This is a genomic window from Novosphingobium sp. PASSN1 (assembly GCF_002278815.1).
In genome coordinates this window covers 25,316-39,800 of sequence record NZ_NKIS01000014.1, presented here as the reverse complement: position 1 = coordinate 39,800, position 14,485 = coordinate 25,316, and the positions used below count along the sequence as shown (strand labels likewise).

General features: G+C 65.8%; 12 protein-coding genes. 4 read left to right on the top strand and 8 right to left on the bottom strand.

The genetic code is table 11. The features are described 5' to 3' along the window. Positions 1 to 27: 27 nt before the first annotated feature. A complete protein-coding gene (locus CFE35_RS19200) occupies positions 28 to 1,047 on the bottom strand; it encodes a 1-aminocyclopropane-1-carboxylate deaminase (protein ID WP_292933114.1) in 1,020 nt (339 codons plus the stop codon). A gap of 142 nt (positions 1,048 to 1,189) precedes the next feature. Between CFE35_RS19200 and CFE35_RS19195 the strand changes: the two genes are divergently transcribed. Beyond that, positions 1,190 to 1,663 (top strand): Lrp/AsnC ligand binding domain-containing protein, encoded by a 474-nt coding sequence (locus tag CFE35_RS19195; RefSeq protein ID WP_292933112.1) that lies wholly within the window; start codon positions 1,190 to 1,192, stop codon positions 1,661 to 1,663. A gap of 74 nt (positions 1,664 to 1,737) precedes the next feature. On the opposite strand, the gene CFE35_RS19190 is transcribed toward CFE35_RS19195, so the two are convergent. Continuing rightward, on the bottom strand, positions 1,738 to 3,285 hold the full coding sequence (locus CFE35_RS19190) for a carboxylesterase family protein (RefSeq protein ID WP_292933110.1): 1,548 nt from the start codon (positions 3,283 to 3,285) through the stop codon (positions 1,738 to 1,740). Positions 3,286 to 3,419: 134 nt separating this feature from the next. Between CFE35_RS19190 and CFE35_RS19185 the strand changes: the two genes are divergently transcribed. Then, positions 3,420 to 4,802: an amino acid permease gene (locus tag CFE35_RS19185; protein WP_292933108.1), complete on the top strand. Its 1,383-nt coding sequence runs from the start codon at positions 3,420 to 3,422 to the stop codon at positions 4,800 to 4,802. Position 4,803: 1 nt separating this feature from the next. After that, positions 4,804 to 6,114 carry an acetyl-CoA hydrolase/transferase C-terminal domain-containing protein gene (locus tag CFE35_RS19180; RefSeq protein WP_292933106.1) on the top strand — a complete coding sequence of 437 codons (1,311 nt, stop codon included), beginning with the start codon at positions 4,804 to 4,806 and terminating at the stop codon, positions 6,112 to 6,114. A 23-nt stretch (positions 6,115 to 6,137) separates the two neighbouring features. On the opposite strand, the gene chrA is transcribed toward CFE35_RS19180, so the two are convergent. Together chrA and murA are read right to left on the bottom strand one after the other, a co-directional pair. Beyond that, entirely contained in the window at positions 6,138 to 7,424 is a 1,287-nt protein-coding gene (gene chrA, locus CFE35_RS19175; RefSeq protein WP_292933104.1) for a chromate efflux transporter, read from the bottom strand. Further along, positions 7,424 to 8,707 (bottom strand): UDP-N-acetylglucosamine 1-carboxyvinyltransferase, encoded by a 1,284-nt coding sequence (gene murA, locus CFE35_RS19170; RefSeq protein WP_292933245.1) that lies wholly within the window; start codon positions 8,705 to 8,707, stop codon positions 7,424 to 7,426. Before murA ends, chrA begins: the two co-directional genes overlap by 1 nt. A gap of 125 nt (positions 8,708 to 8,832) precedes the next feature. On the opposite strand from murA, the gene galU reads away from it, so the two are divergent. After that, positions 8,833 to 9,732, top strand: a complete 900-nt coding sequence (gene galU, locus CFE35_RS19165; protein ID WP_292933102.1) for a UTP--glucose-1-phosphate uridylyltransferase GalU — start codon at positions 8,833 to 8,835, stop codon at positions 9,730 to 9,732. 9 nt (positions 9,733 to 9,741) lie between these two features. Here the strand turns inward: galU and CFE35_RS19160 are convergent, their stop codons facing one another. The 4 genes from CFE35_RS19160 to CFE35_RS19145 form a co-directional block, all read right to left on the bottom strand. Next, positions 9,742 to 11,043 (bottom strand): cytochrome P450, encoded by a 1,302-nt coding sequence (locus tag CFE35_RS19160; protein WP_292933100.1) that lies wholly within the window; start codon positions 11,041 to 11,043, stop codon positions 9,742 to 9,744. 20 nt (positions 11,044 to 11,063) lie between these two features. Next, entirely contained in the window at positions 11,064 to 12,602 is a 1,539-nt protein-coding gene (locus tag CFE35_RS19155) for an acyl-CoA synthetase (RefSeq protein ID WP_292933098.1), read from the bottom strand. Positions 12,603 to 12,820: 218 nt separating this feature from the next. Next, positions 12,821 to 13,444, bottom strand: coding sequence for a M23 family metallopeptidase (locus CFE35_RS19150; protein WP_366557165.1), 624 nt, complete (start codon positions 13,442 to 13,444; stop codon positions 12,821 to 12,823). A gap of 268 nt (positions 13,445 to 13,712) precedes the next feature. Further along, on the bottom strand, positions 13,713 to 14,468 hold the full coding sequence (locus CFE35_RS19145; protein WP_292933243.1) for a ferritin-like domain-containing protein: 756 nt from the start codon (positions 14,466 to 14,468) through the stop codon (positions 13,713 to 13,715). Positions 14,469 to 14,485: the final 17 nt, after the last annotated feature.

Genomic DNA, 14,485 nt, shown 5'->3' with positions numbered 1-14,485 from the left:
TTAAGGTTCGGTGTCGCGGCGGCGGGATCAGCCGTCCTTGTAATAATAGCTGTAGCCGTTGATTGCAGGCGCGCCGCCAAGGTGGGCGTAGAGCACGCGGCTGCCTTCGGGAAAGAAGCCCTTGCGCGTGAGGTCGATCATGCCCTGCATCGATTTGCCCTCGTAGACCGGATCGGTGATCATCGCTTCGGTGCGCGCGGCGAGGCGGATGGCGTCGTTGGTCTCGTCCGAAGGGACGCCATAGGCCGGATAGGCGTAGTCCGGGTTGATGACGATCTCGTCCTCGCGGACCTTGCGGCCAAGTTTCACGAGCTCGGCGGTGTTGTCGACGATGGAGCGGACCTGATCGCGGGTCTGTTCGAGCGTGCCCGAAGCGTCGATCCCGATGACGGTGTGCGCGCGGTCCTGCGCCGCAAAGCCGACGATCATGCCGCCTTGCGTGGAGCCGGTGACGACGCAGACGACGATATAGTCGAATTTGAAGCCAAGCTCGGCCTCCTGCTGCGCGACTTCCTCGGCGAAGCCGACATAACCGAGCGCGCCGTACTTGTGGACCGAGGCGCCCGCGGGGATGGCGTAGGGCTTGCCGCCCGCGGCCTTGACGCTTTCGATGGCGTCTTCCCAGCTCTGGCGGATGCCGATGTCGAATCCGTCTTCCACCAGGCGGCTGTCCGCACCCATCAGGCGGGTGAGCAGGATATTGCCGACGCGGTCGTAGACGGCGTCGTAATGCGGCACCCACTTTTCCTGCACGACAACGCACTTCATGCCGAGCTTGGCGGCGGTGGCGGCGACCATGCGGGTGTGGTTCGATTGCACGCCGCCGATGGAAACGAGCGTGTCCGCGCCCGAGGCGATGGCATCGGGGACTATATATTCGAGCTTGCGCAGCTTGTTGCCGCCGAACGCGAGGCCGGAGTTGCAATCATCGCGCTTGGCCCAGATTTCGACCTTGCCGCCGAGCGCTTCGCTGAGGCGCGGCAGGTGCTCGATGGGGGTGGGGCCGTAGGTGAGCGGGTAGCGTTCGAAGGGGGCGAGGAGAGACATGCAGGCTCCGACTGACGGTTGATTCGCGGTGAAAGCTAATCGAAAGCGTGCGGAAGGTGCTTGCAATCTTGGGGGTCAGACTGATTCAGATCGGGAGAAGAGGGCTATTCACTTCTGGCTTATTTCGATAATGGATGGCCTGATGAAAGAACCTTCCATCGAACTCGACCGTATCGACCGCAACCTGCTGCGCTTGCTGCAGGCAGACGGGCGGCGTTCCAACGCGGAATTGGCCGAGGCGGCGAACGTGAGCCCGGCGACCTGCCACCGGCGCGTGGCCCGGCTGGTGGAAGCGGGCGCGATCACCGGGTTTCGCGGGTTTGTCGATCCGGGCGTGATTGGCCTTGGCACGCTGGTGATGGTTGGCGTGGTGCTGGATCGGTCCACGCCCGAAAGCTTTGCCGCGTTCGAGGGCGCGGTGCTGGGCATGAAGGAAGTGCTCGATTGCAATCTGGTGGCGGGGGACTTCGATTACCTGCTGAAGATCCGCGTGCGCGACATTGCCGATTTCAACGCGCTCCACGGCCAGCGCCTGCTGACCCTGCCGGGGGTGCGCCAGACGCGCACGTTCTTCGTGATGAAGGAAGTGAAGGAAAACGCGCCGCTGGGGTTTTGAGGGCGCGTAAGCGTAAGCCGATGCCTCCACCACCCGAAAGCCCCCTCCTCTGAAGAGGAGGGGGCTTTCGGGAATTACATCAAGCCAAGATTGCCGCCGCTTTCGGCATAGGCCTTGAAGGCTTCGATGCGGGCGGGCGAGGAGACGGCAGGGCGTATGACTTCCTTGTCGCCGAGGCCCATGACGGCTGTGCCGGTGCGGGTCACGGCGCTCCAGCCCGGCCCCGGCTTGCCGCTGCGCAGAAAGGCGAGGATGCGGCGTTGCCACTGGCGGCTGACGGCGGCGTCCACAGCGGTGAAAGTGCGCGGCCCCATACCAATCGTGCCGAAGACATAGGGGAGCTGCGAGGAGTGAAAGGCGCCCCATCCCTCGCCGCCCTTCGCGGGCGGATAGGCGTGATCGTAGAGATAGGCGAAGACCGGCTGGCGGGCGCTGCGGGTGCGGTCCTGCGACCAGAGGATGAGCCCGGCCATGTAGCGATCGCGGGCGATGAGGGCGTTCGAGGATGCCGCTTCGGTATCGGTCGCGTGGGGATAGAGCGCAAGGAGCCGGTCCGCGAATGCGCCATAGCGGGCGCGGAGCGCGGCCTCGAGCTGGGCGGGGGTGCGCACGGACGGGTCGATCATCTCCGCACCATTGTAGCCGGTGACGAGCGGCACCGGGCTGACCACCGGCCCGCTCGCGCGTGCAGGATCGAAAGGCACGACCTTGCCATCGACGTTGGGCACGAAGAGCAGGCGCGGCGGGCCGCTGCCGGGGACATAGCGCGTCGCCTCGATCAGCTTTTCGGGCGGGGCGGCGCGCAGGTCAGCGAGCGAGGCGGCGCCGAGCTTGGCGGCAAGATCGGTGCCGACTTTCTCGTTGGTGGCAAGCGGGGGCACATCGATGGCCATGCTAGCCCCACTGAAGGCAATCGCCTTGGCGAACAGGTCCTGCGCGAGGGGCGAGATCAACAGATCCGCCACCGAAGCCGCACCGGCGCTTTCGCCCGAGACGGTGACATTGGCGGGATCACCGCCGAAGCGCGTGGCATTGGCCTTGATCCACTGGAGCGCGGCGATCTGATCGAGCAGGCCATAGTTGCCTGAAGAGCCAAGCGGGCTTTCCGCAGTGAGCGCGGGGTGCGCGAGGAAGCCGAACACGCCGACGCGGTAGTTGAGGGTGATGACCACTGCGCCCTGCGCCGCGAGCCGTGCCCCGGCATAGAGCGGCATGGTGCCGCTGCCACCACCAAAGCCGCCGCCGTGGATGAAGACGAGCACAGGAAGCTTCCGCGCGCCTCCGCGCGGTTTCCAGACGTTGAGCGTGAGGCAATCCTCGCTCATCGGCCCGGCGGCGAGGAATTCTTCGGTATAGGGGCCCCAGGGTGCGGGAACGCCTTGCTGGCAGGCCGGGCCATAGCGCGAGGCATCGCGCACGCCTTGCCAAGGATCGGCTGGCTGCGGCTCGCGCCAGCGGTTCGCACCGACCGGCGGGGCGGCATAGGGGATGCCGAGAAAGGCTTCAGCCCCATCCTGCGCCGCGCCGCGCAGATCGCCGAGCGTGGTGGAAACGAAGCTCTGCGCCAAAGCGGCAAGCGGTGCGGCGCAAAGCGCAAGGGCAAGCGCGAGGCGGGCGAACATGGCGGCGGGCTCCTTCCGGACGGCGCAGATGGACAAAATTAGAAAATATCTTCTATTTTGCAACAGCCCACGCGACATTTGACACCGGTGCAGCGCCGCTTATCCCTAGGGCCACACCAACCAAGGGGATTTGCGTGGGCGCAGTGGGGATCGCAGAGGCAGGACAAGCGGGCGGCGTGGAGCTCAGCCGCACTTTGCTGCCGCGCCACGTTTCGATGATCGCCATCGGCGGGATCATCGGCGCGGGGCTGTTCGTGGGATCATCCACCACGATCTCGCTCACGGGCCCTGCGGCGGTGATTTCCTATCTGATCGCGGGCCTCCTCATCCTGCTGGTGATGCGGATGATCGCTGAAATGGCCATCGTGCTCGAAGGCGTGCGGACATTTCCGGACTTCGCGCGCGCAGGGCTGGGGCATCTGGCCGGGTTCCTTTCGGGCTGGCTCTATTGGTATTTCTGGGTTGTGGTCGTCGCCGTGGAGGCGATTGCCGGGGCCAAGATCATCGGCGGCTGGCTGCCGGGCGTGCCGGAATGGGCGATCGGCGGCGGGCTGACGGCGCTGATGACCGCGGTGAACCTGATGTCCACCCGCAGCTACGGCGAATTCGAGTTCTGGTTCTCCTCGATCAAGGTGGCCGCGATCCTCGTGTTCAGCCTGATTTGCGGGCTGTGGGTGTTCGGCATCACCGCGCCGCAGGGCTTTTCCATTGGCAACCTGACCGCGCACGGCGGGTTTGCGCCGCATGGCTGGGGGCCGGTGTTTGCGGGTGTGGCCTCCACTATCTTCTCGCTCTGCGGGGCAGAGATCGCGACGATTGCGGCGGCGGAATCGCCTGATCCGGCCAAAGTGATCGCGAAGATGACCGTCTCGGTCGCGCTGCGCATCGTGATTTTCTACGTGCTCGCCATTGGCCTCATCGTCGCGGTGGTGCCGTGGACGCAGATCGTGCCGGGGCATTCTCCCTTCGCGACGACGCTGGCGGCGATGCACATTCCGGGCGGCGAGACGATCATGAGCGCGGTCGTGCTGGTCGCGGTGCTTTCGTGCCTCAACAGCGGGCTTTACGTGACGAGCCGCGCGCTGTTCGGCCTGGCGCGCTTCGGCGATGCGCCTGACTGGCTGGTGCATGTGAACGCGCGCGGGGTGCCGGCGCGCGCGATCATTGCCGCCAGCCTGTTTGCCTATGGCGCGCTGGCGGCGCAGTGGCTTTCGCCGGGCGCGGTGTTCAGCTTCCTCGTCAATTCCTCGGGCGTGACGATGATCCTGCTCTACGGGCTGGTGGGCATCGCGCAGCTCAAGGAACGCACGCGGATGGAGCGCGAGGCCCCGGAGCGGCTCACGCTGAAGATGTGGTTCCATCCTTTCGGCACGCTGACGGCACTGGCAGCGATGCTGGCGGTGCTGGTGTTCATGGGATTGCAGCCTGATCTGGCAAGCCAGTTATGGATGAGCCTGCTGGTCGCGGGGCTGTTTGCGGCGGCATTCTGGCTGCTGCGCACGGGAAAGCGTGCCTGACATGAGTGAAGTTATTACGGCGGAAGCGGCTGCGGCGCTGGTCAAGAGCGGCATGTGGCTGGACTACGGGTTTGGCGCGACGCAGGCCGAAGCCTTCGACAAAGCGCTGGCAGCGCGGGTGCATGAACTGAGCGGGGTGAAGGTGCGCAGTTGCCTGACAACGCGGCCCCGCGCGTTTCAGGAAGCCGATCCCGAAGGCGCGCACATGCTCTCCGCGAGCTGGCACTTCAGCGGCTACGACCGCAAGCAGTTCGATGCGGGCCGCGCGACCTATATCCCGCTCAATCTGGGCGAATGGCCCGATCTCTATCGCCGGTTCTGCGACCGGGTGGATATCGCGGTGTTTCAGGTCTGCCCCAAGGATGCGGACGGCAACTACAACTTCTCGGTCTCGGCCTCTTATCTGCGCGCGCTGGTGGAGAAGGCGGATGTGGTGATCGTGGAAGTGAACCCGGCACTGCCTTATTGCTACGGGCCGGATAACGCCGTGCACGAAAGCGAAGTGGACTTCGTGATCGAAGGGCTGGACCTGCCGCCCGCCGAACTGCCGGGCGCGATTTCGAGCGAGGTGGACCTTGCCATCGCGCGGCTGGTGGCGGCGGAAATCCGCGATGGGGATTGCATCCAGCTCGGCATCGGCGGCCTGCCCAATGCCGTGGGGCGCGCGATTGCGCAGGCCGGCGTGAAGGATCTTGGCGTCCACACCGAGATGATGGTCGAAGGCGTGGTTGAACTGGTCAAGGCCGGCGTGGTCAACGGCGCGCGCAAGCAGATGGATGTGGGCAAGGCGGTCTATGCCTTCGCCATCGCTTCGGCGAACATCTACGCGGCGCTCGATCGCAATCCGGCGTTCGAGGCGCGGCAGGTGGACTATACCAACCTGCCCGGCTCCGTTGCGCGCAACCACAACGTGTTTTCGGTCAACAGCACCGGGCAGATGGACCTTCAGGGGCAGGCGGCCTCGGAAGCGGACGGCTACCGCCATTTCAGCGGCACGGGCGGCCAGCTGGGCTTCGTGCGCGCGGCCTATGAATCGCAGGGCGGGCGCGGCTTTCTGTGTATGCCTTCAACTTACGAGAAGCACGGGGTGCGCAAGAGCCGCGTGGTGGCGGGCCTTGCGCCGGGGACTATCGTGACCGTGCCGCGCACCGATGTGATGTATGTGGCGACCGAATACGGCATGGTCTGCCTCAAGGGAAAGAGCGTCGCCGAGCGGGCCAAGGCGATGATCTCCATCGCGCACCCCGATTTCAGGGAAGAACTGGAACGCGGTGCCTATGCCAATGGGCTGATACCGCGCGCCTACTTCTAGGGTCAGGACCTAAGCGCGCGGCTCTAGAAGGCGGAGAAGGCAAGCCCTGCGGCGGCGGACAGCGCCAAGGTCTGCATGATCCCGCGCTTGAGGCCAAAGAGCATGAGCGCCGCGCCGCCTGCGATCACGGCCGCTCGCCAATCGAGGCTGGACAGCACGGGCAGCCCATGGGCCGAGACGGTGCGGAACAGCACGTGGAGCGCGAACCACAGCGCGAGATTGGCGATCACGCCCACCACCGCCGCCGTGATCGCCGCGAGCGCGCCTTGCAGCACTTCGGCGCGCTCCAGCCGTTCCATCCACGGCGCGCAGGCGAAGATCCACAGAAAGCAGGGCGCGAACGTGACCCATGTGGTGAGGCCTGCCCCCATCACGCCGGCCATAAGCGGCGAAAGCCCGCCCGGATGGCGCCACGCCGCAATAAAGCCGACGAACTGGGTGACCATGATCAGCGGGCCGGGTGTGGATTCGGCCAGCCCCAGCCCGTCTGCCATCTCGCCCGGAGAAAGCCAGCCGAACCCGCTGACGGCGGCTTGCGCCATATAGGCGAGCACCGCGTAAGCGCCGCCAAACGTGACGACCGCAAGGCGGGAGAAGAACAGGCCGATCTGCCACAGCACGTGGTCCGGACCGAGGGTCAGGAACACAAGCGCCAGCGGGAGCGCCCAGATCGCGAGCCACAGCGCGATGGTCTGCAGCGAGGCGGCAACGAGGCGGCGTGAGCTTTCCAGCGGACTGGCCGCGGGCACGCCGTGGTGTGTGCCCAGCCAGTCCGGCTGCCACCGCGCCGCTATCGCCCCGATCAGGCCCGCGGCCAGGATCACCAGCGGGAACGGTGCGCGCGCCGTAGTGAGCGCAAGCGCGGCCAGCACTGCCAGCGCCAGCTTGAAGCGCGTTCCCAGTGCCCGCCGTGCGACGCGGACCAGCGCCTGCACCACCACCGCGAGCACCGCCGCCTTGATGCCGAGGAACAGCGCCGCGAACCAGTGCAGCCCGGCCGCAGCGACATAGAGCAGCGACAGCGCCAGCATCACCGCCGCGCCGGGCAGCACGAACAGCATCCCCGCAATCAGGCCGCCGCGTGTCCCGTGGAGCCGCCAGCCGATCCAGGTTGCGAGTTGCTGGGCCTCAGGCCCGGGCAGGAGGTGGCACAAGTTCAGCGCGCGCAGGAACGCGCCTTGCTCCACCCAGCCGCGTTCATCGACCAGTTCGCGCTGCATCAGCGCAATTTGTCCGGCAGGTCCGCCAAAGCTGAGGCAGCCGATCCGCGCGAAGACCCGGGTCAGTTCTGCCAGCGTCGGCTTCTGCATCAGTCGCCGCCGACGCGCTCCACATCCGCGCCGATCAGCGCGAACTTCTCTTCCAGCCGCTCATAGCCGCGATCGAGGTGATAGAGCCGGTGAACCTGGGTTTCGCCTTCGGCTGCGAGCCCGGCGATGACAAGGCTCATCGAGGCGCGCAAGTCGGTCGCCATGACTTCCGCGCCGTGCAGCTTGCTCACACCGTGGACAATCGCGGTGCGGCCCTTGGTCTCGATATGCGCGCCCATGCGGTTGAGTTCGGGAACGTGCATGTAGCGGTTTTCGAAGATCGTTTCAGTCAGCACGCTGGAGCCATTGGCGAGGCAGAGCATAGCCATGAGCTGCGCCTGCATGTCGGTCGCAAGGCCGGGATAGGGCGCGGTGGACAGCGTGACCGGGCGCAGCTTGCCGTCGCTCGCCACGCGCAGGCCCCCGCGCACCGGTTCGACCAGCACGCCCGCATCGCGCAGCGCCTGGATGGTGGCAGCCATGTCTTCGGCGCGGGCACCGGCGAGCGTGATGTCACCCCCGGTGATGGCAGCGGCGCAGGCATAGCTGCCCGCCTCGATCCGGTCTGGCATGACCATGTAGGTCGCGCCGTGGAGGCGGTCCACGCCGTGGATCGTGAGGTCCGAAGTGCCGATGCCTTCGATCTGCGCGCCCATGGCGACGAGCAGGTTGCACAAGTCCACGATTTCCGGCTCGCGCGCGGCGTTGTGCATGGTGCTGGTGCCGCGCGCCAGAACCGCTGCCATCAGCGCGTTCTCGGTCGCGCCGACGGACACGATCGGGAAGCTGTAGTCACCGCCGGGCAGGCCGCCATCGGGCGCAATCGCGCGGACGTAGCCTGCGGCGAGTTCGATCTGCGCACCGAAGGCTTCCAGCGCCTTGAGGTGGAGATCGATGGGGCGGTTGCCGATGGCGCAGCCGCCGGGGAGCGAAACGGTCGCCTCACCCGCGCGGGCCAGCAGCGGGCCGAGCACGAGGATCGATGCGCGCATCTTGCGCACGAGATCGTAGGGGGCGACGGTCGAGGTCAGGCGGGTGGCCTGCAGGGTCATCACCCGGCCGAAATCTTCCGGCCTTGCACCGGCGATCGAGGTCGAGACACCGAACTGGTTCATCAGGTGCTGGAAGCCGTCGATATCCGCCAGACGCGGCAGATTGCGCAGCGTAACCGGCTCATCGGTGAGCAGCGCGCAAGGAAGCAAGGTGAGTGCGGCGTTCTTTGCGCCCGAGACTGGAACCGTGCCGGAGAGGCGATTGCCGCCGCGAATGATGATCTTGTCCATCGCGGTCATTTAGCTTGTTTGAAAAGCTGCGCAACAGGATCGAAATGATGGCGCAGTAGGGGGGCGTTATGTCACAGTGAAATCGGGGCCAAACCCGGCTGCGCTTCAAGGGGATCAGACACGACATGACCGGTAGCAATGGATCGCAATCGCTGCGCAAGCCTGTCCGCAAGGCGGTGTTTCCCGTAGCAGGCATGGGCACGCGCTTCCTCCCGGCGACCAAGGCGATCCCCAAGGAAATGCTGCCGGTTATCGACCGTCCGCTGATCCAGTATGCTGTGGATGAGGCGCGCGAAGCGGGAATCGAACAACTCATCTTCGTCACCGGGCGCGGAAAGACGTCGATTGTCGAGCATTTCGACACGGCGTTCGAACTGGAGCGGACGATGGCCGACCGGGGCAAGGATCTTTCGATCCTCGAGCCGACTCGCATCCTTCCCGGCAATCTTGTGACCGTGCGCCAGCAAGTGCCGATGGGCCTTGGCCATGCCATCTGGTGCGCGCGTGCGATTGTGGGCGATGAGCCTTTCGCGATCTTCCTGCCCGATGAACTGATGATCGGCACGCCGGGCTGCATGAAGGAAATGGTCGAGGCCTACAACGAAGTGGGCGGCAATCTGATCAGTGTGCTGGAAGTGCCGGAAGAGGAAGTTTCCAGCTACGGTGTGATTGCGCCCGGCGCGCGGATTTCCGACAAGCTGACCGAAGTGACCGGGCTGGTCGAGAAGCCGAAGCGCGAGGATGCGCCTTCCAACCTCATCATCTCCGGGCGCTATATCCTCCAGCCCGAGGTTATGCGTACGCTGGAAGGCCAGGAAAAGGGCGCGGGCGGCGAGATCCAGCTGACCGATGCGATGGCGCGGATGATCGGCAGCCAGCCGTTCCACGCGGTGACGTTCGGCGGCCGGCGGTTCGATTGCGGCAGCAAGACCGGTTTCGTCGAGGCGACGCTGGCGCTCGCCCTCGAACGGCCGGATATGGCCGATGAGGTGCGCGCCATCATGCAGCGGCTGCTGGAGCAGTAAGCGGCTGGTTCAGGCCGCTTTCCACCGCATCGGCAGGCGCTTCAGTCCGCCGACAAAGGTGGACTTGGCCCTCGCCGGTTCGCCTGCCAGCTCCACGCTCTCCAGCCGATCGAGCAGCACTTCGAACAGGATGCGCATTTCCAGCCGCGCAAGGTGCAGGCCGAGGCACTGGTGCGCCCCTGCCCCGAACGCGAGGTGGCGGTTGCCTTCGCGCGCGGCATCGAAGCGGCGCGGATCGGGGAACTGCGCGGGATCGTGGTTGGCCGCCACATAATTGAGCATCAGCCAATCGCCTGCCGCGATCTTCTGTCCGCCCAGTTCGGTATCGACCGAGGCGGTGCGCATGAAGTGCTGCACCGGCGTGGTCCAGCGAATCGCTTCCTCCACGATCCCGGCGAGCAGACTGCGGTCGGCCTTGACCCGGGCGAACTGCGCGGGATCGCGGGCGAGGGCGAGCATCGCGCCTGCAGTGGAGGCGCTGGTGGTGTCGTGCCCGGCGCTGGCGGTGATGATGTAGTACCCGGCGGTGACGACATCATCCAGCGGTGCGCCGTCGATCGTACCGTTGGCGATGACGGTGGCGACATCGTCGGTCGGGTTCTTGCGGCGTTCGGCAGCGAGCGCGGCGAAATAAGCCTCGAAGTCCTTCACCGCACCGGCAACGATCTGGGTGATCATTTCGGGCGGCAGGTTCTTGATGCCGGACTGGTTGAGGTCTTCATCCTGCCCGCCGAACATCTGCTGGGTGAGGACGAGCATGCGCTGTTCGTCCGCTTCGGGCACGCCGAGGATCTGCATGACGACGTGGAGCGGATAGGGCGAGGACACCAGCTTGGTGAAATCGCCTTCACCGCCCGCCTCCAGAAAGCGGTCCACCGTCGCTTCGGCGATGGTGCGCACGCGCTGTTCGATGGTGCGCAGGTTCTTGGGCATGAACCAGTCCTGCGTCAGCCGGCGCAGCTTGGGATGGAGCGGCGCATCGAGCTGGACGAGCGACTGCACGAGATGCGGGCTGCCGCCGGTGATCGCGCGGGCCAGCGCATCGGTGCTGCGCAGCGTGAACACGGTGGGCTTGGGGAAATTGAGGAAGGTCGCGTTGTCCTTGCTCGCCGCCATCACGCCATCGAAGCTGCTGACCAGCCAGAACGGCTCGTGCAGGTCTTCCGAGGAGGTTACGCGGGCGACGCCGAGGCCTTCCTCGCGCAGCGTGTCGAACTGGTCGAGCAGCGGATCCCACGCGGCATAAGCGGCGGGATCGATCACGGCGCGACCGATCTCTTCGGGGACGGTGCGCTCTGCAGTGGTGGCCATGAAATGCGTCCTTGGCTGGATCAGAGGGAAGCGGCTGCTGCGGCCTTGTATTCATCGCGCAGCAGGCGCTTGAACAGCTTGCCGGTGGGTTCGCGGGGCAGCTCTTCACGGAAATCGATCTGGCGAGGGAGCTTCACGCGGCTGAGCTGCGGGGCGAGCCAGGCGAGCAGTTCTTCGGCAAGGGCGGGGCCTGCTTCGCCGATCTCATGTGGCTGCACGACGGCGACAACGCGCTCGCCCATGTCCGGATCGGGCGCACCGATCACGGCCACGTCAGCCACTTTGGGGTGCGTGATCAGGAGGTTCTCGATCTCTTGCGGGTAGATGTTCACGCCGCCCGAAATGATCATGAAGCTCTTGCGGTCGGTCAGGAACAGGTAGCCGTCCTCGTCTTCCCAGCCCACATCGCCCAGGCTCGTCCAGCCGTGCTTGTTGGTGGCGTCGCGTGTCTTGTCGGGATCATTGTGATAGGCGAACGGGTTGCCGCCCTCGAAGAACACCTGGCCTTCGGTGCCGCGCGGCACTTCATCGCCGCTTTCATCGCAGATGCGGATCGTGCCGAGCAGGGCGCGGCCGACCGAGCCGGGGCGCGCCAGCCATTCGGGGCTGGAAATGAAGGTGAAGCCGTTGCCTTCGGTGCCCGCGTAATACTCGTTGAGCACCGGCCCCCACCATTCGATCATCGCGCGCTTGACCGGCACGGGGCACGGCGCGGCGGCATGGATCGCGCCGCGCAGCGAGGACAGGTCATAACGCGTGCGGACTTCTTCCGGCAGCTTGAGCATGCGCACGAAATGGGTGGGCACCCATTGGCTGTCGGTCACCTTGTAGCGCTCGATGGCTTCGAGCGCCTTTTCGGCATCGAACTTTTCCATGCAGACCACGGTGCCGCCGAAGCGGTGGACGGTCATCGACCAGCGCAGCGGTGCGGCATGATAGAGCGGCGCGGGGGAGAGATAGACCGCCTCTTGCCGAATGCCGAAGGGGCCGCCTGCCAGCATGATCAGCGAATTGGTGCCGCCGATGGCAGGGTCTTCGGGCAGCGGCACGCGCACGCCCTTGGGCTTGCCGGTGGTGCCGGAAGAATAGAGCATGTCGCAGCCCGCGCGTTCATCCGCGACGGGTTCTACGGGCATGGCTGCTAGCGCGGCGGCCAGATCGTGCTCGCCGGTGCCGCCAAGGCGCAATTGCGGGACTTCGGGTGCGGCGGCGGCGACAGCATCGAGCAGCGGGGTGAGGACGCCCGATCCGACCAGCAGCTTCGCCCCGCTATCGCGTGCGATATAGGCAACCTCTGGCGGGGCAAGGCGCGAGGAAATCGCGACGTAGACAATCCCGGCGCGCTGGGCGCCCCAGCACAGCGAGAAGAACACCGGGTGGTTTTCGAAGCACAGCGCGATAGTATCGCCGATCCCGATCCCGCGTGAGCGCAGCAACTGGGCGAAGCGGTTGCTCTGTGCTTCCAGTTCGCCATAGGTCACGACTTCGCCGGTGCCGGACATGATGACCGCCGGCTTTTCCGGGTTGGTCTTTGCGTGGAAACTCGGGTGGTAGTTCATGCGCGTCCTCTCAGGATCGGCGGCGCGCTGGGGCCCGCCTTTCGCGAGAGTTTAACCGCCCGATTAAAAGGCGCAACGGGAATCGTTCGCTTTGGCGTTTTCTATGCGGTGAGCCGGAGGGCGCACAAGATAAAGGCGGCGTTTCCGCCGCCCTTATCCCATCCTCTCCAAGATGATTGTGTGGCCGCAGCGCTCACACGCGCCAGCGGACCAAAAACCTAGTTCTGCGCGAGAACCGTGTCAGTCGCGACGCCGGGGGCGACCGTCTGCATGTAGGGAATGGGGTTCACGGCTTCACCGCCGATGCGCACTTCATAGTGCAGGTGCGCGCCGGTCGAGCGGCCGGTCGAGCCGACATAGCCGATCACGTCACCCTTGCGGACGCGCTGGCCTTCGGCAACCGCGATGCGCGACATGTGGCCGTAGCGGGTTTCCATGCTGCCGCCGTGCTCAAGCTCGACGAACAGGCCGTAGCCGCCGAACCAATCCGCCTTGCCCACGACGCCATCCGCCGAAGCGTGGATCGGGGTGCCGGTGGTGGCGGGAAGATCGATGCCCTTGTGCGCGCGCATGCCGCCAAGCACCGGGTGAACGCGCATGCCGAAGCCGCTGCTCATCAAGCGGTTGGATGACACGGGGATCAGCGAAGGAATGGAAACGCCGCTGCTGCTGCGCTGGGCGGGAGCTGCCGAAGCGATCGACACGCCCGTATCAAGCGCCTTCCAGCTGGCGAAAAGCTTGTGAAATTCATCGTCGGCGGCGGTGGCCGTAGTGCCGTTGCGGGCAGCTTCGGCGGCGCGGAGCGGGGCGGCGATATCGGCCGAAGCCGCGCTGTTGGCCATGGCGGGGGCCGCAAAGAAACAAGCGGCAGCACCAATCGAGCTGATCACCAGTTTCAAAATCTTGTTGCTAAGCATTACGACCCGCTAACCCTTTTAGGTCCCGGCTTTGCTGCATCGACCGTGCCGCATTGCCAACCGGGACAAACCCACCTGGATACTGCCAACAACCTTCCGGATGATCCCGGCCTGCCTGGCATTTTCCTTCGAGGACCAAGCGGAAATCCCTCCCGCCTACTCGTCGCAAACGGGTTAGGGGGAAGTGTCTTAATCAGACAACCCCTGTCATCAATTCGTACGACAAACCGGCTGCACGACGCGCCGAGTCGTTGAACGGCGGCTTAACGGCCCCGCGAAAATGGCGCGTCACAAGGGTTTTCCAGAGGGCTGGCGCCGATTCACCCCGTTCATCGCACAGCTTCAGGAAGTGGGTTGTGCCGAAACGCACATGCCGGATTTCGTCGTCAAGGATTCGTTCGAGAATGCGCGCCGAGCGCAGATCCCCCGCGGCGGTGAATCGTTCGATGGTCACCGGCGTGACGTCGAGGCCGCGCGCTTCGAGGACCATCGGCACCACCGCAAGGCGGGCGGCCAGATCGTGCGCCGTCTCGCGCGCGGCGTCCCACAGGCCGTCGTGCGCGGGGAGCGCGCCGTAGTCCGAGCCGAGCGTGCGCAGGCGGCGCGCGAGCAGGGCGAAATGCATCGATTCGTCTGCAGCGACATCGAGCCAGTCGGTGACGAAACCCGGCCCGCGCTCTGCGCCAAAGCGTCCGGCGGCATCAAGTGCGAGATCGATGGCGACGAATTCGATATGCGCGAGCGCATGGAGCAGCGCGAGCCGCCCGCGTTCGGAGCCGCCGCGTCCGCGCTTGGGCATGGCGTTTGGCGGCAGCAGTTCGGGGCGGGCCGGGCGCGCCGGTTCGTCGGGCATCGCCACGTCGAACGCGAACGCCAGCTTGCCCGCCGCCCAATCGCGCCGCACTTCGCGCGTCGCCATGGCCTTGGCCGCGGGATCGGCGGTGAGCATGGCCCCCCGGATCGCCG

Excerpts from the sequence above, each read along its gene's own strand:
- chrA (WP_292933104.1), bottom strand. The coding sequence starts at position 7,424 with ATGCAGAAGCCGACGCTGGCAGAACTGACCCGGGTCTTCGCGCGGATC.
- CFE35_RS19180 (WP_292933106.1), top strand. The coding sequence starts at position 4,804 with ATGAGTGAAGTTATTACGGCGGAAGCGGCTGCGGCGCTGGTCAAGAGC.
- CFE35_RS19150 (WP_366557165.1), bottom strand. The coding sequence starts at position 13,444 with ATGGCCAACAGCGCGGCTTCGGCCGATATCGCCGCCCCGCTCCGCGCC.
- galU (WP_292933102.1), top strand. The coding sequence starts at position 8,833 with ATGACCGGTAGCAATGGATCGCAATCGCTGCGCAAGCCTGTCCGCAAG.
- CFE35_RS19195 (WP_292933112.1), top strand. The coding sequence starts at position 1,190 with ATGAAAGAACCTTCCATCGAACTCGACCGTATCGACCGCAACCTGCTG.
- CFE35_RS19190 (WP_292933110.1), bottom strand. The coding sequence starts at position 3,285 with ATGTTCGCCCGCCTCGCGCTTGCCCTTGCGCTTTGCGCCGCACCGCTT.
- CFE35_RS19155 (WP_292933098.1), bottom strand. The coding sequence starts at position 12,602 with ATGAACTACCACCCGAGTTTCCACGCAAAGACCAACCCGGAAAAGCCG.
- CFE35_RS19200 (WP_292933114.1), bottom strand. The coding sequence starts at position 1,047 with ATGTCTCTCCTCGCCCCCTTCGAACGCTACCCGCTCACCTACGGCCCC.
- murA (WP_292933245.1), bottom strand. The coding sequence starts at position 8,707 with ATGGACAAGATCATCATTCGCGGCGGCAATCGCCTCTCCGGCACGGTT.
- CFE35_RS19145 (WP_292933243.1), bottom strand. The coding sequence starts at position 14,468 with ATGCTCACCGCCGATCCCGCGGCCAAGGCCATGGCGACGCGCGAAGTG.
- CFE35_RS19160 (WP_292933100.1), bottom strand. The coding sequence starts at position 11,043 with ATGGCCACCACTGCAGAGCGCACCGTCCCCGAAGAGATCGGTCGCGCC.